This is a genomic window from Janthinobacterium sp. CG_23.4 (assembly GCF_029892305.1).
Classification (GTDB): domain Bacteria; phylum Pseudomonadota; class Gammaproteobacteria; order Burkholderiales; family Burkholderiaceae_D; genus Janthinobacterium; species Janthinobacterium lividum_D.
The window spans coordinates 4,123,238-4,140,473 of sequence record NZ_JARXUX010000001.1 but is presented as its reverse complement, the minus strand read 5'-3'; the positions used below and the strand labels follow the sequence as shown (position 1 = coordinate 4,140,473).

Annotated in this window: 18 protein-coding genes; 9 read left to right on the top strand and 9 right to left on the bottom strand. The window is 61.6% G+C overall.

The window, feature by feature from the left end; all coding sequences use genetic code 11:
- Window positions 1-5: 5 nt before the first annotated feature.
- The 4 genes from kdpC to H4V96_RS18595 all read left to right on the top strand — a co-directional run bounded on the left by kdpC (window position 6) and on the right by H4V96_RS18595 (window position 5,125).
- Complete coding sequence (gene kdpC, locus H4V96_RS18610; RefSeq protein ID WP_010401406.1) at window positions 6-581, top strand: potassium-transporting ATPase subunit KdpC; 576 nt, start codon at window positions 6-8, stop codon at window positions 579-581.
- Between the two features lie 217 nt (window positions 582-798).
- Window positions 799-3,540, top strand: a complete 2,742-nt coding sequence (locus H4V96_RS18605; protein WP_196854983.1) for a DUF4118 domain-containing protein — start codon at window positions 799-801, stop codon at window positions 3,538-3,540.
- Window positions 3,537-4,235, top strand: coding sequence for a two-component system response regulator KdpE (kdpE, locus tag H4V96_RS18600; RefSeq protein ID WP_010401402.1), 699 nt, complete (start codon window positions 3,537-3,539; stop codon window positions 4,233-4,235). The genes H4V96_RS18605 and kdpE overlap by 4 nt, the downstream gene beginning before the upstream one ends.
- Window positions 4,236-4,366: 131 nt before the next feature.
- The gene (locus tag H4V96_RS18595; protein WP_196854984.1) at window positions 4,367-5,125 is read left to right on the top strand and encodes a TorF family putative porin; all 759 of its coding nucleotides are present in this window, start codon (window positions 4,367-4,369) and stop codon (window positions 5,123-5,125) included.
- Between the two features lie 55 nt (window positions 5,126-5,180).
- On the opposite strand, the gene H4V96_RS18590 is transcribed toward H4V96_RS18595, so the two are convergent.
- From H4V96_RS18590 to H4V96_RS18580, 3 genes are read right to left on the bottom strand one after another with little or no spacing between them, the layout of a single operon-like run.
- Window positions 5,181-5,723: a cobyrinic acid ac-diamide synthase gene (locus tag H4V96_RS18590; RefSeq protein WP_196854985.1), complete on the bottom strand. Its 543-nt coding sequence runs from the start codon at window positions 5,721-5,723 to the stop codon at window positions 5,181-5,183.
- Window positions 5,701-6,732 carry a 4-hydroxy-tetrahydrodipicolinate synthase gene (gene dapA / locus H4V96_RS18585; RefSeq protein WP_196854986.1) on the bottom strand — a complete coding sequence of 344 codons (1,032 nt, stop codon included), beginning with the start codon at window positions 6,730-6,732 and terminating at the stop codon, window positions 5,701-5,703. The genes H4V96_RS18590 and dapA overlap by 23 nt, the downstream gene beginning before the upstream one ends.
- Window positions 6,729-6,956, bottom strand: coding sequence for a hypothetical protein (locus tag H4V96_RS18580; RefSeq protein ID WP_010401395.1), 228 nt, complete (start codon window positions 6,954-6,956; stop codon window positions 6,729-6,731). Before H4V96_RS18580 ends, dapA begins: the two co-directional genes overlap by 4 nt.
- A 330-nt stretch (window positions 6,957-7,286) precedes the next feature.
- Here H4V96_RS18580 and H4V96_RS18575 point away from each other — a divergent pair, with 330 nt between their 5' ends.
- Window positions 7,287-8,279, top strand: a complete 993-nt coding sequence (locus H4V96_RS18575) for a type 1 glutamine amidotransferase (protein ID WP_280721103.1) — start codon at window positions 7,287-7,289, stop codon at window positions 8,277-8,279.
- Between the two features lie 29 nt (window positions 8,280-8,308).
- On the opposite strand, the gene H4V96_RS18570 is transcribed toward H4V96_RS18575, so the two are convergent.
- From H4V96_RS18570 to H4V96_RS18550, 5 genes are all read right to left on the bottom strand, one after another.
- Window positions 8,309-9,439, bottom strand: a complete 1,131-nt coding sequence (locus H4V96_RS18570; protein WP_196854988.1) for a YbdK family carboxylate-amine ligase — start codon at window positions 9,437-9,439, stop codon at window positions 8,309-8,311.
- A complete protein-coding gene (locus H4V96_RS18565) occupies window positions 9,440-10,627 on the bottom strand; it encodes a cation:proton antiporter (RefSeq protein WP_029496673.1) in 1,188 nt (395 codons plus the stop codon).
- 318 nt (window positions 10,628-10,945) lie between these two features.
- A complete protein-coding gene (locus tag H4V96_RS18560; protein ID WP_196854989.1) occupies window positions 10,946-12,115 on the bottom strand; it encodes a VWA domain-containing protein in 1,170 nt (389 codons plus the stop codon).
- On the bottom strand, window positions 12,109-12,747 hold the full coding sequence (locus tag H4V96_RS18555; protein ID WP_196854990.1) for a GNAT family protein: 639 nt from the start codon (window positions 12,745-12,747) through the stop codon (window positions 12,109-12,111). The genes H4V96_RS18560 and H4V96_RS18555 overlap by 7 nt, the downstream gene beginning before the upstream one ends.
- A 9-nt stretch (window positions 12,748-12,756) precedes the next feature.
- The gene (locus tag H4V96_RS18550) at window positions 12,757-13,626 is read right to left on the bottom strand and encodes a MoxR family ATPase (protein WP_070346218.1); all 870 of its coding nucleotides are present in this window, start codon (window positions 13,624-13,626) and stop codon (window positions 12,757-12,759) included.
- A 251-nt stretch (window positions 13,627-13,877) separates the two neighbouring features.
- Here H4V96_RS18550 and H4V96_RS18545 point away from each other — a divergent pair, with 251 nt between their 5' ends.
- The gene (locus H4V96_RS18545) at window positions 13,878-14,207 is read left to right on the top strand and encodes a cytochrome c (protein WP_010401382.1); all 330 of its coding nucleotides are present in this window, start codon (window positions 13,878-13,880) and stop codon (window positions 14,205-14,207) included.
- An 11-nt stretch (window positions 14,208-14,218) separates the two neighbouring features.
- Complete coding sequence (locus tag H4V96_RS18540) at window positions 14,219-14,560, top strand: cytochrome c (protein WP_010401380.1); 342 nt, start codon at window positions 14,219-14,221, stop codon at window positions 14,558-14,560.
- 157 nt (window positions 14,561-14,717) lie between these two features.
- Here H4V96_RS18540 and H4V96_RS18535 read toward each other — a convergent pair whose 3' ends face one another.
- Window positions 14,718-15,140 (bottom strand): DUF1841 family protein, encoded by a 423-nt coding sequence (locus H4V96_RS18535; protein WP_010401378.1) that lies wholly within the window; start codon window positions 15,138-15,140, stop codon window positions 14,718-14,720.
- 209 nt (window positions 15,141-15,349) lie between these two features.
- Between H4V96_RS18535 and H4V96_RS18530 the strand changes: the two genes are divergently transcribed.
- The gene (locus H4V96_RS18530; RefSeq protein WP_029496672.1) at window positions 15,350-15,616 is read left to right on the top strand and encodes a hypothetical protein; all 267 of its coding nucleotides are present in this window, start codon (window positions 15,350-15,352) and stop codon (window positions 15,614-15,616) included.
- Complete coding sequence (gene mqo / locus H4V96_RS18525; protein WP_280721102.1) at window positions 15,609-17,207, top strand: malate dehydrogenase (quinone); 1,599 nt, start codon at window positions 15,609-15,611, stop codon at window positions 17,205-17,207. The genes H4V96_RS18530 and mqo overlap by 8 nt, the downstream gene beginning before the upstream one ends.
- Window positions 17,208-17,236 lie beyond the last annotated feature (29 nt).

Here is a 17,236-nt window from a genome sequence, read left to right as displayed (position 1 = left end):
CCATCATGAGCACTATCGTACGTCCCGCCCTGGTCCTGTTTGCCGCGCTGACCGTGATCTGCGGCGTCGTCTATCCGTTTGCCACGGCCGGCATCGGGCAGCTGGCCTTCAACGATGAAGTCAACGGCAGCATCGTCGAGCGCGCTGGCCGCCCCGTCGGCTCGATGCTGATCGGCCAGTCCTTCACCTCGCCCAAGTATTTTTGGGGCCGGCCATCGGCCACCGCGCCGATGGCAAATAACGGTGCCGGTTCGGGCGGCTCGAATCTGGGACCGAGCAATCCGGCCCTGGTGGACGCCGTGAAGGCGCGCATCGCCGCCCTGAAGGAAGCAGATCCCGGCAATACGCGCGCCATTCCGGTCGACCTGGTAACGGCGTCGAGCAGCGGCCTGGACCCGGAAATCAGTCTGGCAGCAGCGTTGTACCAGGCGCCGCGCGTGGCCCGCGTCCGCGCCGTGCCGCTGGCGCAGGTGGAAAACGCCATCGCCAAGGTGCAGAAAACCGCGTATATCGGCTTTTTCGGCGAGCCACGGGTGAATGTGCTGGAACTCAATCTGGCGCTTGATGCCCTGGCAAAGTAAGCTGGCAACGGTACGCAGGCCAGCAAACGTTGGCCTGGATCGGCGTAGGTCGGCGTAGCTCGGCTTAGCGCAGCGTAAGCCGACACCACCACCAGCCAAGCCAACGATGTTGTCGGATTACGCGCTTGCGCGCTAATCCGACCTACGTGGTGACGTCGCCGCTTGACGCAACGGCAAAATAACAAGATAGCATTACGCAAGAAGATTAAAATACAACATGCTCCCCAACGACAGCCAACGCCCCGACCCTGATGCCCTGCTGGCGCAAGTGCAGGCGCAGGAAAAGAAAGCCGCGCGCGGCCGCCTGCGCATTTACTTCGGCGCCTCGGCAGGCGTCGGCAAGACCTATGCGATGCTGGCCGCCGCCCGCAAGATGCTGGCCGATGGCCAGGATCTGCTGGTGGGCGTGGTGGAGACGCATGGGCGCCAGGATACGATGGCCCAGCTGGACGGTTTGCCGCTGCTGCCCCTGAAGGCCATCGAATACCGTGGCAAGACCCTGTTCGAGTTCGACCTGGACGCGGCCTTGTTGCGCGCGCCGCCGCTGATACTGATGGATGAACTGGCCCATTCGAACGTGGCCGGTTCGCGCCATCCGAAGCGCTGGCAGGACGTCGAGGAATTGCTGGCGGCCGGTATCGACGTGCTGTCGACCGTCAATGTGCAGCATCTGGAAAGCCTGAACGATGTGGTGGGTGGCATCACCGGCGTGCGCGTGGCTGAAACCCTGCCCGACACGGTGTTCGACCGCGCCGATGAAGTGGTGCTGGTCGATATCCCCGCCGATGAACTGTTGCGCCGCCTGAATCAGGGCAAGGTATACCAGCCGCAGCAGGCCGAGCGGGCATCCCAGCATTTTTTCCGCAAGGGTAATCTGATCGCCCTGCGTGAACTGGCTTTGCGCCGCACGGCGGACCGGGTGCAGGACGACGTGCAGGCTTACCGCGTCGAGAAATCCATCAATCCAGTGTGGAAGACGGGCGCCGCGCTGCTCGCATGCGTGGGCCCGTACGTGGGTGGCGAACACGTGATCCGCAGCACGGCGCGCCTGGCCAGCCAGCTCAATGCCGAATGGCACGCGCTGTACGTGGAAACGCCGCGCCTGCAGCGCCTGCCGGCGCGTGAGCGCGAACGCATCCTGAAAACGCTGAAACTGGCGCAGGACCTGGGGGCGCGCACGGCTATTGTGCCGTCCGCTGACATTGCCGGTGCCGTGGTCGAGTATGCGCGCAGCGCGAATATCTCGAAAGTCATCGTCGGCCGTGCCAACTGCGGTGCGCTGCTGCGCCTGTGGCATACGCCTCCGTCCGTGCGCATGGCCAGTCTGGCGCCCGATATTGACTTGATCGAGGTCGGCTTGCCACCTGCCGATACGGCGCTGCGGCGCGCGGCGGGCGACGATGCGCAGGTGCCGCGCAGGTCATCGCGCCATTGGCGTTACCTATTGGCCGCCGGCGTCAGCTTGGGCACGGCCCTCGCCTCGGTCCCCCTGCAACCCTATCTGGACCTGGCCAATATCGCCATGCTGTCGCTGCTGACGGTGGTGCTGGTGGCTGTGCGCCTGGGGCGCGGACCGGCGGCGCTGGCCAGCCTGGTGGGCGTGGCTTGCTTCGATTTTATCTTCGTGCCACCGCGCTTCTCGTTTGCCGTGGGCGATTTTCAGTACATAATTACTTTTGGCGTGATGCTGGCCGTGGGCCTGATCACGGGCCACCTGACGGCCGGCCTGCGCTTCCAGGCGCGCGTGGCATCGCACCGCGAAGCACGCGCCCGTGCCCTGTACGAGTTTTCGCGGGAGCTGTCCGGCGTGCTGCAGACAGAGCAGATTTTCGATATCACGAAAAGCGCCATCGAACGCGCTTTCCGTGCGCGCGCTACCTTGCTCCTGCCCAATGACGAGGGCAGCTTGCTGCCGCCGAACGGCGGCGAGCCGCTCGATATGGGTATCGCGCAGTGGGCCTTCGACCATGCGCAGGCAGCCGGTACGGGCACCGATACCTTGCCCGCTTCGCCCATTTTCTACCTGCCGCTGATCGCGCCGATGCGTACGCGGGGCGTGCTGGCGCTGTTGCCGCTGGAGGCTGCCCAGCACGGGCGCTGGCTGCTGGTGCCGGAACAGCGGCAGCACCTCGATACCTTTGCCGCACTGGCCGCTATCGCGCTCGAGCGCGTGCACTATATCGACGTCGCCCAGGGCGCGCTGCTGCAGATGGAGTCCGAGCGGCTGCGTAATTCGCTGCTGGCGGCCCTTTCGCACGACTTGCGTACGCCATTGACGTCGCTGGTGGGGCTGGCCGAATCGCTGGCGCTGTCCAGGCCAGCGTTGTCGCCTGCGCAGCTGGACATGGCGCGCTCGCTGCAGTTTGAAACCGTGCGCATGAGCGCCCTGGTGGCGAACTTGCTGGACATGGCGCGCATCGAAAGCGGGCAGGTACGCCTGAACTTGCAATGGCAGGCGTTGGAAGAGGTGGTGGGCAGCGCGCTGCGCGCCAGCGGCCCGCAATTACAGCAGCATGCCGTGCAGACGCAGTTGGCGCCAGATTTGCCGCTGGTACGCTACGACGCAGTGCTGATCGAGCGCGTGCTGTGCAACCTGCTGGAAAACGCGGCCAAGTACACGCCGCCCGGCAGCACCATTACTGTCGCGGCCGGGTTGCACGGCCAGTTCTTGCAGGTGAGGGTGTTTGACGATGGTCCGGGCCTGCCGCCCGGTCGCGAAGAGGCCATCTTTGAAAAATTCACGCGCGGCGAGCGCGAATCGAACAAGCCGGGCGTGGGGCTGGGACTGGCCATTTGCCGTGCCATCGTCGAAGCCCACGGCGGCAGCATACACGCGCAGCCGCATGTGCCGGGACAGGGCGCTGCCATTGCCTTTAGCCTGCCATTGGGCACGCCCCCTGCGCCGCCGGAGATCGAACTCGATGACGCCAACGATTATGAAACAGGAAAACCATCATGAACGAACCTTCCGCCACCGCCTTGCTGGTCGAGGATGAACCGCAAATCCGCCGCTTCGTGCGCGCCGCGCTGGAAGACGAGGGCTGGCAGATTTTCGAGTCCGCCACCATGCAGCGCGGTCTGATCGATGCCGGCACGCGCCGGCCCGACATGATCGTGCTGGACCTGGGCCTGCCTGACGGCGACGGCATCGACTTCATCGCCGACATCCGTAAATGGTCGGCCGTGCCCATCATCGTGCTGTCGGCACGCGTCGATGAAGAGGACAAGATACGCGCGCTGGACGCCGGTGCCGACGATTACCTGACCAAGCCGTTCGGCGTTGGCGAGTTGCTGGCCCGCGTGCGCGCCACCTTGCGCCGCCAGCGTCAACCTGCCGCCAGCGATGATGGCGTGGTGCAGTTCGGCGACGTGCGCGTTGACCTGAAGGACCGCCTGGTGACGCGCAACAAGCAACTGGTGCACATGACGCCGACTGAATTTCGCTTGCTGTCGGTGCTTGTGAAGAACGCTGGCAGGGTGGTCACCAATCCGCAACTGCTGCGCGAAGTATGGGGGCCGTCGAACAGTGAAAACGGCCACTATCTGCGCATCTACATGGGCCATCTGCGCCAGAAGTTGGAAGCCGATCCGGCCCAGCCGCAGTACCTGCTGACGGAAACGGCGGTCGGCTACCGCTTGCTGCTGCCTCTCTAAACAGCTTTATTCCCCTGTTGGAAAACGGGCGCTGCGCGCGCCGGGGGGACGCTTTACCTACAATTTTGCAGCGGCGGGCCAGCTGCGCCATATTGGCAAAGGCCCATACTACCCATGAAGAAGAAGAAACCATGAATAAATTATTCCTTGCACTCGCCCTAGCCACCCCCTTCAGCGCCTTTACGGCCAGCCTGGCTCACGCAGAAGAAGCCAAGCCTGACAATGAAATCAGCTTCAACGTGGCCGGCGTGTCCGACTACCGTTTTCGTGGCATTTCGCAGACGCGCTTGAAGCCGGCGCTGCAGGGTGGCGTCGACTACGTCAACAATCCTACCGGCCTGTACGCGGGCGCCTGGGCCTCCACCATCAAATGGACCAAGGATGCGGGCGGCAGCGGCGACGTTGAAGTGGATCTGTATGCGGGCAAGCGCGGCCAGTTGACGGCCGATGTCACTTATGACGTAGGCGTGCTGGCGTATGTCTATGCGGACAATGGCTTGAAGTACATCGCCGGCCTGGCCGACGCCGATACGCAGGAAGTCTACGGCCAGTTGTCGTATGGCCCCGCCTATATCAAGTATTCGCACACCGTTTCCAATCTGTTCGGCCTCGTCAACAGCAAAAACAGTGGCTATCTGGACATCGGCGCGAATATCGACCTGAGCAACGGCTGGACCGCTAACCTGCACGCGGGCCACCAGAAGGTCAAAAACAATGATGCGGCCAGCTACACGGACTGGAAAGTGGGCATCACGCGCGATTTCGGCGTGGTGACGGGCGCGCTGGCCGTGATCGGCACGAACGCTGACAAGTCGGCCTATGCTTCGCCGGTGAATGGTAAATTCATGGGCAAGACGGCGCTGCAACTGACAGTTGGCAAAACGTTCTAATTGACGGAGATAAAAGGAGAGGCGGCGCATGCGCCGCCTTTTTTTTCGAGCCGTGCTAGCGGGGCAGGTTGAAAACGGCGCAATACAATTGTCCCAGGCTGACCACGCGGGCCAGTGGAATCTGTGCGGCCAGGGCGTGGGCGGGTGCCGCTTGCGTATCCGTTGCCAGCAAGACGCGCAGGTCCGGATTGACGCTGCGCGCGTGCGCGATGCGGCGCGCCAGGCCAGCCTGCGCGGCACCATCCACGACGCCGTTCGGCGGCACCACCAGCACGCGCGCGGCGATCAGGGCTGAACGGCTACCCATGGAGTCGCGCCCTTCGCTGTCGATGACGATGTCGTGGTAGCAGATCACCAGGTGCTCCAGCTCCGGCTGCAAGCCCTTGGCGCTGATGGCGCGCGCCATCAGGCGTGGCCGCGTCGGGCTGCCGTGCATGGCCATGTCGTGCATATTTTTCGCCTGCGCCATGGCTCCCTGGCGCGGATCGGCATCGAGCAGCAATACCTTGCGTCCGGCCAGCGCGCGCGAGGCGGCTAGTCGCCCGGCCAGGATGGATTTCTCGATGCCCCCGCTTTCATCCGTGATGGCGATGATCATCTTGGCGCACGGCTGGCATGAGGTTGGCGGCGCAGACCAGTTGCAGCACACAGCCTTCGCGTGGCGCGTCCCTGTCGCTGGCTGTCCATGTGGGCAGTTCCATCAATGCATCGAGTGCTTCGGCCAGACTGTCCTGGCCGGCGCGGGACATCGGCGTCATCGGCAGGCGCAGCTCGTCGCGCACCTTGCCTTGCATGGCCAGCGCCGCCTTCAATGGCCCAGGATTGGGTTCGGAAAACAGCAGGCGGATAAGGGGCAGCATGGTCTTGAACAGGGCGCCTGCGGCGCCGTGGCGGCCCTGCTTGACCAGGTGGTACAGCTGCGCATACAGATCCGGCCTTATCTGGGCGGCGGCCGACATGGCGCCGTGGCCGCCCATGGAAAGGCTGGCCAGCAGCACAGTGTCGTCGCCGCACAGCACGTCCAGGCGTGTCTCAAGCAGCAGTTCCGCCAATTGCTGCAGCTTGCCGCCCGCTTCCTTGATGGCGACGAAGTGCGAGTCGCGCGCCAGCAGTGCCGCCGTCTGCGCTTCGATATTGACCCCCGTGCGGGCCGGCACGTTGTATAGCACGATGGAATGGTCGGTGGCGTCGGCGATGGCCTGGAAGTGGCGCACGATGCCGTCCTGCGAAGGGCGTACATACGACGGTGCCGAGATCAGCAGAGCGGCCAGCGGATGGTCGTGATAGCGCTGCACCGCGGCGACGACGCTGCGCGTATCGCTGCCGCCGATACCCATCACGACGGGGAAGCGGGGGCCGACGGCTTCGAGTACGCTATCGAGCAGCATGCTCTGCTCGGCGGCGCTCAGCATGGCCGCTTCGCCCGTGGTGCCGCACACCACCAGGCCATCGACGCCGCTGCTAGCGAGCTCGCTGGCCAACTGCTGTGCTGCGGCTAGATCGAGTTCGCCTTCGCAAAACGGCGTGACCATCGGTACCCAGATGCCCTGGAAGTGCGCGGTGATGCGCGATGAAGACATCGCCTGCTCGCAGCAATACTGGTTCATAGCGATTTCCCCTGGCTGATACGGCCAAATTCCGCCGCCGGCAGCAGGCGCATGACGGCATCCATGGTCAGGCGCAGGGCCGGCTCCGTCACGCACAGCCAAACCTTCATGCGTTCGGCATGCTCGATCGCCTCGATGCGCATGAATGACAGCATGCCGCCGCACGTCTTGACGACCAGTTGGCGCAGCTCGGCCAGGCAAGACTTGTCGACCGTGATATGCATGAGGAATGTGGGCAGGCGCGGATGGCGGTGGGGCAGTGCTTGATGGGTTTGATGGGCTTGATGGACTTGATGCGTAGGCAGGCGTGAATGGGGTTCCATGGTAGCTTTGCAGCGGTGGTTGAGGTACGTTCAAGATTAGCAGCGGGGGCGTAAAGATTCTCTAAAAAGCGGGGCCGCGCGCGTAAACGCGCCGTATGCAGCGCTGGCCGCATTTTTCTGCCCGCGTGTTGCGTGGATGCGGCGCGTCTGTGCTTTTGTTACAAATTTGAATCGTGCTTTGGCAGGCAGGGGTTTATATTGAAAACGTCTCCGCTTTCAGTCAGCCTTGCCATGTCAGACGAAAAAGATCTCCAGCACCCTCCGGCCACCGATCCTGCAACGCCGGCCCGGCCCGAGCGGGTCGGCAGGGTGCCCGATGATGAGCAGCGTGCGCACGATGCTGTGCCCCGTTATCTGAAGGATAACGACACGCCGCTGGCGCTGGCGTGGAGGGTGATCTCGTCGCGCTACCGTTCCATGCGCGACAAGGCCAGCCGCGATTTCATGCGGCGCACCCTGCGCATTGGCATCTCGGCGCGCATTTTCCATCCCGAGCCGGGCGCCACCGGACTGCGCAGCAAGAACCTCCAATACCTGGAGGAGTCGATTGCGCAGTGGGTCATGTCGCGTGACGTGCTGGTGTTCATGATCCCGACGGTCAATACCAGCGGCTTGCTACACCCGAGCAATATCACCTTGCGCCACTACGCGCGCCACCTGGACGGCCTGGTGCTGCAGGGGGGCGCCGACGTTTCCCCGCAGACGTATTCCGAGGCGGCTACGCGCCCCGAATGGAGCGGCGACCGCGCGCGCGACCTGTACGAACTGGAATTGCTGCATGAATTTGTCGACGCGGGCAAACCCGTGCTGGGCATATGCCGCGGCTGCCAACTCATCAACGTGGGCTTTGGCGGCACTTTGTACCAGGACATCGCTTCGGACGTGGAAGGCGCCACCTCGCACGTCAACGACCTGTACGACCGCCATCGCCACAGCATCGTCTTCCCGAAAGGCTCGTCGCTGGCGGGCATGTTCCCGAAGGCGGGCGAGGCGCTCGTCAATTCCATCCACCACCAGTCGGTCAAGGACCTGGGGCGCGACATCAGCGTGGAAGCGTATTCGCAAGGCGATAATATCGTCGAAGCCATCCGCTACCAGCGGGCGCGCTTCGTCATGGGCTTGCAGTGGCACCCGGAATTTCATTCGGCAGGCGGGGTCGAACTGCTCGATTGCACGCCCATCCTCGATAACTTTTTGCGCGCGGCGCGCGAGACGCGGTTTTGAGCCGACCGATGTTTCCAGGCTGGGCAGCGTCAGTAATTCATGGGCTCACCGCGAAAACATCGAATGGCGGCATCGACCATGCCCTCGGCGCTGCCCTGCAGGCTGTGCTGCTTGCGCAGGTATTGTGCGTCGCTCCATTGCTTGGCCACCTCAGACAGGTGTTTCAGAGCTGGCGTACTGCCCAGTGCCTCGGCGTGCGGTTCCATTTTGCGCAGGGTGGTCATGATGTCTTCGCGTAGTGACATCGTCTCGTAGGTTTTCGGATGCGTGATGGCACCATCGAGGCCAAAGCGGCAAGCCTGGAAGCGGTTGTAGTTATACACGAGGTAATCGTCTTCCACCGGCTGGGTTTCGCGGCGTTCGAGCAGGTAGCGGCACAGGGCTTGCAGGTAGGCGGCCAGCGCGGCGGCCCGCTCCACCGTCAGGGGCGTGTCGCACACGCGCAGTTCGATAGTGCCAAATTCCGGCTTGGGACGGATATCCCAGTAAAAGTCCTTCATGCTCTTGATGATGCCCGTGTTCTCCATCTTGGCGAAATATTCGTTGGAGAATTGTTCCCAGCTGAGGGTGAACGGTGCGCGCCCGCTCATGGGAAAGGCGAATACGGAGTTCAGGCGGGCCGAGTCGAACAGCGTATCGCGTCCTTGCACGTAGGGCGAGGAAGCCGACAGGGCGATGAAGTGGGGGATGTAGCGGTTCAGTGAATGCAGCAGGAACATGGCGTCGTCGCCCGAGGCGCAGCCGATGTGCACGTGCTGGCCGAAGATGGTGAACTGCTTGGCCAGGTAGCCGTACAGTTCCGAGATTTCCTGGAAACGCGGCTTGGAGAAGATCTTTTGTGACGACCATTGCTGGAACGGGTGCGTGCCGCCGCCCGCGATGCCGATATTGAGCTTGTCGCCGGCCGTGACCAGCGTGTCGCGGATTTCCTGCAACTGCGCCAGCAGGGGGCCGTGATGCGTGTGCACGCTAGAGTTAATCTCGATCATGCTCTCGGTGATTTCCGGCGTAACGTTGCCGGGAAACGGTTTTTTGTTCAGCAGATGCAGCAGATCGGGGCTCGCTGCCGTCAAATCATAGTCTGACAGATTCACCAGTTGCAGTTCGAGTTCGACGCCGAAGGTCAGCGCGGCCGATTGGCCAAAGGGTTCCAGTGGCATTTAGCGCTCCTTGATTTCGTGGGTTTCTTTGGCCAGCATCAGCACGCGCTGCACCAGCACCGGGCCGACCAGTTCCAGGCCCAGCGTGACGGCGGCCAGGGCGTTCAATTCGTCGCCGAAGTTCACGCCTTGCTGGCGCGCGTGTTCGAGCAGCAGGATGATGAAGACGGAGACGGGCGTGAGTGCCATTCCCGTCAGCACGCCCTTGCGCCAGGAAATGCCGCTGACGTGCGAAAACGCAGCCACGCCGACGACTTTCGTCAGCAAGCGACCGCCGACGACGGCCAGGGCCAGGGCCGCGCCGGCCGTCACGCTGGCCCATTCCAGGGTCGAGGCGGCATACACGAATAGCAGCACCGTCAGCAGTTCGCCCAGCGCGCCGAAATTGCGCTGCGCCTGGCTGAAGGCGACGCGACGGTGGCGCGCTACCAGGCCGAATGTGAGGGTGGCCAGTAGCGGCGACAGGCTGGTGGAATAGGTCAGGGCGACGAGCAGCATCACCGACAGTGCAAAGGCGACGGTGGCGTCCTGCGCCATATTGCCCAGACGGCGCAGCATGGCCGGTACGACGATGCCAAAGACGGTGCCGGCGGCGACCGAGGCGGCCAGCACGGCGGCGCTGCTGCTAGTGGCTTGGACCAGGTCGGTGGCGCTCTGGAACATCCAGAAGCCGACGATGATGTTGAACGTGAAGACGGCCAACACGCAGTTCAGCGCCGTCAGGTGGACGATGCGTTCCGTCACCTGGCCCGAGCTGCGTTCTTCGTTGATGACGCGCATGATGGTGGCTGGCGAGGTGGACATGGCCAAGGACGCCAGCAGCAGCGCTGTCATCGAGGTGCTGCCAAATTCAATACCGATGAAGTAGACGACGGCAAAGGTCAGCAAGGATTCTGCCAGGCCCGTGACGGCAATCCACGGGTTGTTCTTTAGCCAGCGCAGGTTGATGCGGTAGCCGACTTCGAACAGGATCAGGCCGAAGGCCACGTCGGCCAGCACCAGCATGGGACCGGCGTCCGTTTGCGGCAAGATGCCGACCTGCGTTTGCGCCAGGACGAAGCCGATGACGCCATAAAAACTGATGCGCGGCAGGCCAGTCCAGCGGTGGCCGAATTCGCCCACCACCCAGGCCACGGTGATGGCGAATGGCCAGGACAGGTCGGCGGCGATCGAGATCAGACTTTGCATGCTCATTCCTTTGAAATAGCGCTGGCACCGAGCGCCAGCATGGAGGCTGGCGCGATCATGTCGTGGTGCAGCGATGGTGCATAGTTTGCGCACAGCGATGCGCCGATTCTACCGGAGCAGAAGGCGTGCACGATGTGCGCAATCGAACAGTGTCGCGGCCATGGCGGCCGCGCACAGGATGCAGCAGGTTAGGGTATGGCAGGGCTGGTATCAGCGTATAGTACTCGAGCGCGGCGCACAGGCCCTGCACGGTAGGTCAGTGTTGCAGTGTGCGCCATGGCGGCCCGTCCGCCGCCATGGATTTTTTGGCGTATTTCTTTATTTGCTGAGCAGGCGCATGCCCCGTTCCAGCCCGTCGATCGAGAGCGGAAACATGCGGTTGTTCATTAATTGGCGTATCACGCCTATCGACTGGCGGTACTGCCACAAGCCCTCCGACTCGGGATTGAGCCAGATGAATTTGGGGAATGCCTGGGTAAAGCGCGCCAGCCATGTCGATCCCGCTTCCTCGTTGTTGTATTCGACCGAACCACCCGGCTGCAGGATTTCATAGGGACTCATGGTGGCGTCGCCGACAAAAATCAGCTTGGTATCTGGCGCATACTTGCGCAGTACGTCCCAGGTGGAAAAACGCTCGGCGTTGCGGCGCCGGTTGTTCTTCCACAGGGTGTCGTAGACGCAGTTATGGAAGTAAAAGAACTCCATGTTCTTAAATTCCGTCTTCGCCGCCGAAAACAGTTCTTCGGTGCGCTCGATATGGTCGTCCATGCTGCCGCCCACATCGAACAGCATCAGTACCTTGATGCGGTTCTTGCGCTCTGGCCGCATCTTGATGTCCAGATAGCCCGCGTTGTTGGCCGTGGCGGCAATGGTGGCATCGAGCGCCAGTTCGTCTTGCGCACCTTCGCGCGCGAATTTGCGCAGGCGGCGCAGGGCCACCTTGATGTTGCGCGTGCCTAGTTCGCGCTCGCTGTCGTAATCCTTGTAGCTGCGCGCTTCCCATACTTTCACTGCCGTGCGGTTACCGCCCTTGCCACCGATGCGGATGCCTTCCGGATTCGTGCCGCCATTGCCGAACGGCGACGTGCCGCCCGTGCCTATCCACTTGCTGCCGCCCTCGTGGCGCTCCTTCTGTTCCTTCAGCAGTTCGTTCAGGCGGTCCATCAGCTTGTCGTAGCCGAATTTTTCCAGCTGCGCCTTCTGCTCTTCGGACAGTTCGCGCTGCATGCGCTTGAGCAGCCAGTCGAGGGGAATCGCCGCGTTGGTCTCGAAGCTTGCGTTGACGCCCTTGAAGTATTGGGCAAATGCGCGGTCGAACTTGTCGAAATGCGCTTCGTCCTTGACCAGCGTCAGGCGCGACAGATAGTAGAAATCGTCCATCGAGGCGTCGATGATATTCTTTTGCAATGCTTCGAGCAGGGTCAGAAATTCCTTGATCGAGACAGGAATCTTCGCGTCCTTGAGCGTGAAGAAGAAATCGATCAGCATGGCGTCTGCCCTTGCGCGCGGGGTAGTGCGGCGATGCGGCGCTGCGCCAGCTTGTCGCGCAGATGGGCGGCTATTTCCGGCCAATCGCCGCGCGTGATGCTGTACATGACGGTATCGCGCACGGTGCCGTCGCGGCGCAGCGCATGGTGGCGCAGCACGCCATCTTTTTTTGCGCCCAGGCGCTCGATGGCCGCCTGCGAGGCATGGTTGAAATTATCGGTGCGAAAACCCACCAGAGCGCAGCCGAGCGTGTCGAAGGCGTGCGCCAGCAGCAGCAATTTGCAGGTGGTGTTGACGTGGCTGCGCTGGCAGCGTTTCGCGTACCAGGTGTAGCCGATTTCCAGGCGGCCTATGGCGGGTACTACGTCGTGGTAGCTGGTGCTGCCGAGCACTTCGCCGCTGGCCACGTCGATGACGGCAAAGGCGAAGCGCGCCGGGCGCATTTCGATGCTCTTGAAAATGTACTGGTCGACCTGTTCCGGTTCCGGCACCGAGGTGACGCGCAGATTCCACAGTTCGCCATCCATGGCCGCCGCGCGCAAGCCGGGCGCGTGGTGCGGCGCCAGCGCTTCGAGGGCGATGCCGTGCAGTTCCAGCGGTACGAAGACCTTGTCCGGGCTGATGTCGTTCACCGGCGCTCCTTAGCGGTTGGTGCGCGACATGAACATCAGGCGCTCGAACAGGTGCACGTCCTGTTCGTTTTTCAGCAGCGCACCGTGCAGCGGTGGCACGACAGCCTTGTTATCGTTGCTGCGCAGCGCGTCAAAGGGGATGTCTTCGGCCAGCAGCAGTTTGAGCCAGTCGAGAAATTCCGAGGTCGACGGTTTTTTCTTCAGGCCCGGCACGTCGCGCACTGCATAGAAGGTGTCGAGCGCCTGCGCCAGCAATTGCTGTTTCAGGTGCGGGTAGTGGACGGCGACGATCTGCTCCATCGTGTCCTTGTCCGGGAATTTGATGTAATGGAAGAAGCAGCGGCGCAAAAACGCATCCGGCAATTCCTTCTCGTTGTTCGAGGTGATGATGACCAGCGGGCGATGGCGCGCCGTGACCATTTCGCGCGTTTCATAGACATAGAATTCCATGCGGTCCAGTTCACGCAGCAGGTCGTTCGGGAATTCGATGTCGGCCTTGTCGATTTCATCGATCAGCAGCACCACCGGCTCGGGCGCTGTGAATGCCTGCCATAGCACGCCCTTGACGATATAGTTCTGGATGTCGCGCACGCGCTCGTCGCCCAGCTGCGAATCGCGCAGGCGCGACACGGCATCGTATTCGTACAAGCCCTGCTGCGCCTTGGTGGTCGATTTGATATGCCATTGCATCAGCGGCATGTTCAGCGCGGCGGCCACTTCTTCGGCCAGCATGGTCTTGCCGGTGCCCGGCTCGCCCTTGATCAGCAGCGGACGCTGCAGGGTCAGCGCCGCATTCACGGCCAGTTTCAGGTCGGCGGTGGCGACATAGCTGTCGGAACCTTCGAAGCGTTGGCCTTGCTGGGGGTGCTTTGCTTGCATGAGCGGTCTGCCAAAATAGGGAAATGCTGAGTATAAACAGAACTGTGGCGCACCGCCACGCGGATGGCCTGTGCTTGCCGGCCGACAATGCGGGTTTTATAGGTGGACTTGCAAGAATATCTTGGCTAGAATCGGCAAGCAGCAGATTAATTGTTAACCTTAATTGTCAATCTTAATTGTCAATACAATAGAGAAGATCAATAAAAACCAGCTCTGGCGTTTCTCCGATTAGCTTTGTTCACATTGCCACTATGAAAAAAATATTTGCACTTCTCGTGCTTGCCGGCACAGCAAATGCCGTCACAGCGGCTGACATTGTAGGAAACGCCAAGGCAGCCACTGCCAAGGTGGAGATGTGTATTGGTTGCCACGGCATTCCCGGTTACAAGGCGACCTTTCCCGAGGTGTTCCAGGTACCGATGATCGGCGGCCAGACGGCAAAATATATCGAAAATGCCCTGTTAGCCTACAAGAAGGGCGAGCGCAAGCATCCCAGCATGAAGGGTATCGCCAGCAGCCTGTCCGAGCAGGATATCGCCGATGTCGCCGCATATTATGCGCAACAAGCCAAGCCGAACTGAGGACTAGCCCGATGAAAACATTACTCGCCGCCCTCGTTTGCGCCACGGTGTCGTTCGGCGCCGGCGCCGCCGGCAATATCAACACTGGCAAGGCCCTGGCTGAAAAATACAGCTGCGCGACCTGCCACGGCAAGGATTACGGCTCGCCCATCGATCCATCGTATCCAAAACTGGCGGGCCAGCACAAGGATTACCTGGAACATGCTTTGACGGCGTATAAACGCGGCGACAAGGCCAATGGCCGCAACAACGCCATCATGACGGGCCAGGTGAAACCGTTGAGCAACCAAGACATCAAGGACCTGGCCGCCTACCTGCACAGCCTGCCGACCACCCTGGTGGTGCGCCGCTGAGCTGTAGCGCCGCGCCAGGTTTTTAGCCAGCCGGCGTCGCGCGCGCCGAGATCGAACATAGCCGTGTTCAAGCGCATGCTGTCCTTGCGCTTGGCGCGCGGCCGAGCCGCTTGCTCTCGGCCAGCGATACCGGCAAGGGTGTCAACGCTGGCCTGGTTTAGCGGCGGCGCACGCAGTCGATGTAGGCGTCGGTATCGGGCGGCAAGCCCGAGCGCTGTGATGCCCAGATCATCTGACCCAGGCATTCCATCACTTCGTGCTGCGCTGCATGGGCTGAATCGAGGCGTTGCGTGAGTTGCTGCACGGCCGGGCGAATGCCGCGCGGCTGGTCGACCTGGACTTGCTCCGTGATCGACAGATGCATGGACAGGTGCAGGAAAGGATTAGCCTGTCCGCCTTCGACGGAGTAATCGCGCGCCAGTGCCGCCTCGACGTCGCTCAAGGCGTCTTCATATTCGGGGTGTTCGAGGATCCAGTCGAGCGCGATGGCTTCCATCGGCGTGAGGATTTCATGGGCGCGGTGCTTGCGCAATGTTTCGCAAAAGAAGCGTCGCACATCGTCGGAAGAGGGGTTGAACATGGCTCAAGGAGTCTGGCTAAGGGGTAGCCGGCATTGTACCGCGTACATAAACAAAGGGCATCGGGGATGCTTGCCGTCTGGCGCCTGCTTGCATGCCCCGATAGTTGGGGCAATTTATTACCCTGCAGTAAGTGTTATCCACTATCGTGTGGGCCTGGCGGCGCCAAATAACGGTGATAAAATCGCCACTCTTGATATTCGCACTGGACATGACGGCGATTTCATTGCCGGCTTTTCAGCCGGCAACGCAGTCCGCGCTATCCATTGCCCGCACCTTTGCCACCAGATATTGCTCTTGGGATATTCCGGAGCGCGGCAGCATGCCTATCACCATCGACATTGAGCTGTTCGGCCGCCATGGCGCGCCGCAGGCCAGACTGTTTTTCGTCAGATCAGCCGGTAGCTGCGATGGTGTCGCCACGGTGGCGCGCAAGAATCATCCTTCAGTATTCATAAACGGAGTTACGTATGCGTAAATCGCTATTACTTTTGATGTCGTGCCTGATCCTGGCGGCATGTAACAAGACCCCTCCTGCCTCGTCCGAAAAACCGGTCGACGTGCTGCTGATCGGCGCCGGCACCATGAGCGCCACCCTGGGCAGCATGCTCAAGGAACTCGATCCATCGCTGACGATGGAAATGGTCGAGCGCCTCGATTCCGTGGCCGCCGAAAGCTCGGACGCGATGAACAACGCGGGCACTGGCCACTCGGCATTTGCCGAACTCAATTACACGCCAGAAGCGGCCGACGGCAGCATCGAGACGAAAAAAGCCGTTGCCATCAACGAGCAATTTGAAATTTCCAAGCAATTCTGGGCCTATCAGGTAGCCAACAAGCACCTGGGCGCACCGCAGACCTTCATCAACAATGTGCCGCACATGGCCTTTGTCTGGGGCGATGACAATATCGCCTTTTTGAAGAAGCGCTACGCCGCGCTGCAAAAGGAAAACCTGTTCAAGGGCATGCTGTACTCGGAAGACCAGGCACAGATCGAGCAATGGGCGCCGTTGATCATGCAAGGGCGCGACAAGGGCCAGAAAGTGGCGGCGACGCGCATGGAAATCGGTACCGACGTCAATTTCGGCAACCTCACGCGCGGCTTGGTGAAATACCTGACGGACAGTCATGGCATGGCCCTGCATCTGCGCCACCAGGTGGAAGACATCGAGCGCGGCGCCGATGGCGTGTGGAACGTGACGGTGAAAGACCTCGCTGCCGGCAAGGAAAAGACCATGCGCGCCAAATTCGTCTTCATCGGCGCCGGTGGCGGTTCGCTGCCGCTGCTGGAAAAATCGGGCATTGCTGAAGCCAAGGGCTACGGTGGCGTGCCGGTGGGTGGCCAATGGCTGGTCACGACCAACCCGGAACTGGTGGCGGCGCATGCGGCCAAGGTCTACGGCAAGGCATCCGTCGGTTCGCCACCGATGTCCGTGCCGCATCTCGATACGCGCATTATCGATGGCAAGAAAGCGCTGTTGTTTGGCCCGTTTGCCACTTTCTCGACCAAGTTCCTGAAGAACGGCTCGTGGATCGACTTGCCTGCCTCTATCGGCGCGGGCAATGTGAAACCCATGCTGCAAGCCGGCTATGACAATATTCCGTTGACGAAATATCTGGTCGAGCAAGTCATGAACACGCCGGAAGACCGTTTGAAGACCCTGCGTGAATATCTGCCGAATGCCAAGATGGAAGACTGGACCTTGCAAAACGCGGGCCAGCGCGTGCAGATCGTCAAAGATGATCCTGTCAAAGGCGGTTTGCTGCAGTTCGGCACGGAAGTCGTCGGCGCTGCCGATGGCAGCATCGTCGCCTTGCTGGGTGCCTCGCCCGGTGCCTCGACCGCGCCGCCTATCATGATCAAGGTGCTGCAAACGGCATTCAAGAGCCGCCTGGCGACACCGGAATGGCAAGCCAAGATGGTGGAAATGGTGCCGTCGTATGGCCAAAAGTTGAATAGTGACCCGGCTCTGGCCAACAAGATCCGCCACTACAGCAGCGACATCCTGGGCTTGAAAGCGATTACGCTCGATGTTCCCGCTGCTGCGCCAGCGCCGGCGGCAAACTAAGTCAGTCTGACCGGCAAAAAAAGTTCTTT

Bases quoted from the DNA above. Each gene is read 5' to 3' on its own strand.
- mqo (WP_280721102.1), top strand. From the start codon at position 15,609: ATGCGTAAATCGCTATTACTTTTGATGTCGTGCCTGATCCTGGCGGCA.
- H4V96_RS18595 (WP_196854984.1), top strand. From the start codon at position 4,367: ATGAATAAATTATTCCTTGCACTCGCCCTAGCCACCCCCTTCAGCGCC.
- H4V96_RS18565 (WP_029496673.1), bottom strand. From the start codon at position 10,627: ATGCAAAGTCTGATCTCGATCGCCGCCGACCTGTCCTGGCCATTCGCC.
- H4V96_RS18560 (WP_196854989.1), bottom strand. From the start codon at position 12,115: ATGCTGATCGATTTCTTCTTCACGCTCAAGGACGCGAAGATTCCTGTC.
- dapA (WP_196854986.1), bottom strand. From the start codon at position 6,732: ATGAACCAGTATTGCTGCGAGCAGGCGATGTCTTCATCGCGCATCACC.
- H4V96_RS18580 (WP_010401395.1), bottom strand. From the start codon at position 6,956: ATGCATATCACGGTCGACAAGTCTTGCCTGGCCGAGCTGCGCCAACTG.
- H4V96_RS18550 (WP_070346218.1), bottom strand. From the start codon at position 13,626: ATGCAAGCAAAGCACCCCCAGCAAGGCCAACGCTTCGAAGGTTCCGAC.
- H4V96_RS18575 (WP_280721103.1), top strand. From the start codon at position 7,287: ATGTCAGACGAAAAAGATCTCCAGCACCCTCCGGCCACCGATCCTGCA.
- H4V96_RS18570 (WP_196854988.1), bottom strand. From the start codon at position 9,439: ATGCCACTGGAACCCTTTGGCCAATCGGCCGCGCTGACCTTCGGCGTC.
- H4V96_RS18535 (WP_010401378.1), bottom strand. From the start codon at position 15,140: ATGTTCAACCCCTCTTCCGACGATGTGCGACGCTTCTTTTGCGAAACA.
- H4V96_RS18540 (WP_010401380.1), top strand. From the start codon at position 14,219: ATGAAAACATTACTCGCCGCCCTCGTTTGCGCCACGGTGTCGTTCGGC.
- H4V96_RS18545 (WP_010401382.1), top strand. From the start codon at position 13,878: ATGAAAAAAATATTTGCACTTCTCGTGCTTGCCGGCACAGCAAATGCC.
- H4V96_RS18590 (WP_196854985.1), bottom strand. From the start codon at position 5,723: ATGATCATCGCCATCACGGATGAAAGCGGGGGCATCGAGAAATCCATC.
- kdpE (WP_010401402.1), top strand. From the start codon at position 3,537: ATGAACGAACCTTCCGCCACCGCCTTGCTGGTCGAGGATGAACCGCAA.
- kdpC (WP_010401406.1), top strand. From the start codon at position 6: ATGAGCACTATCGTACGTCCCGCCCTGGTCCTGTTTGCCGCGCTGACC.
- H4V96_RS18605 (WP_196854983.1), top strand. From the start codon at position 799: ATGCTCCCCAACGACAGCCAACGCCCCGACCCTGATGCCCTGCTGGCG.
- H4V96_RS18530 (WP_029496672.1), top strand. From the start codon at position 15,350: ATGACGGCGATTTCATTGCCGGCTTTTCAGCCGGCAACGCAGTCCGCG.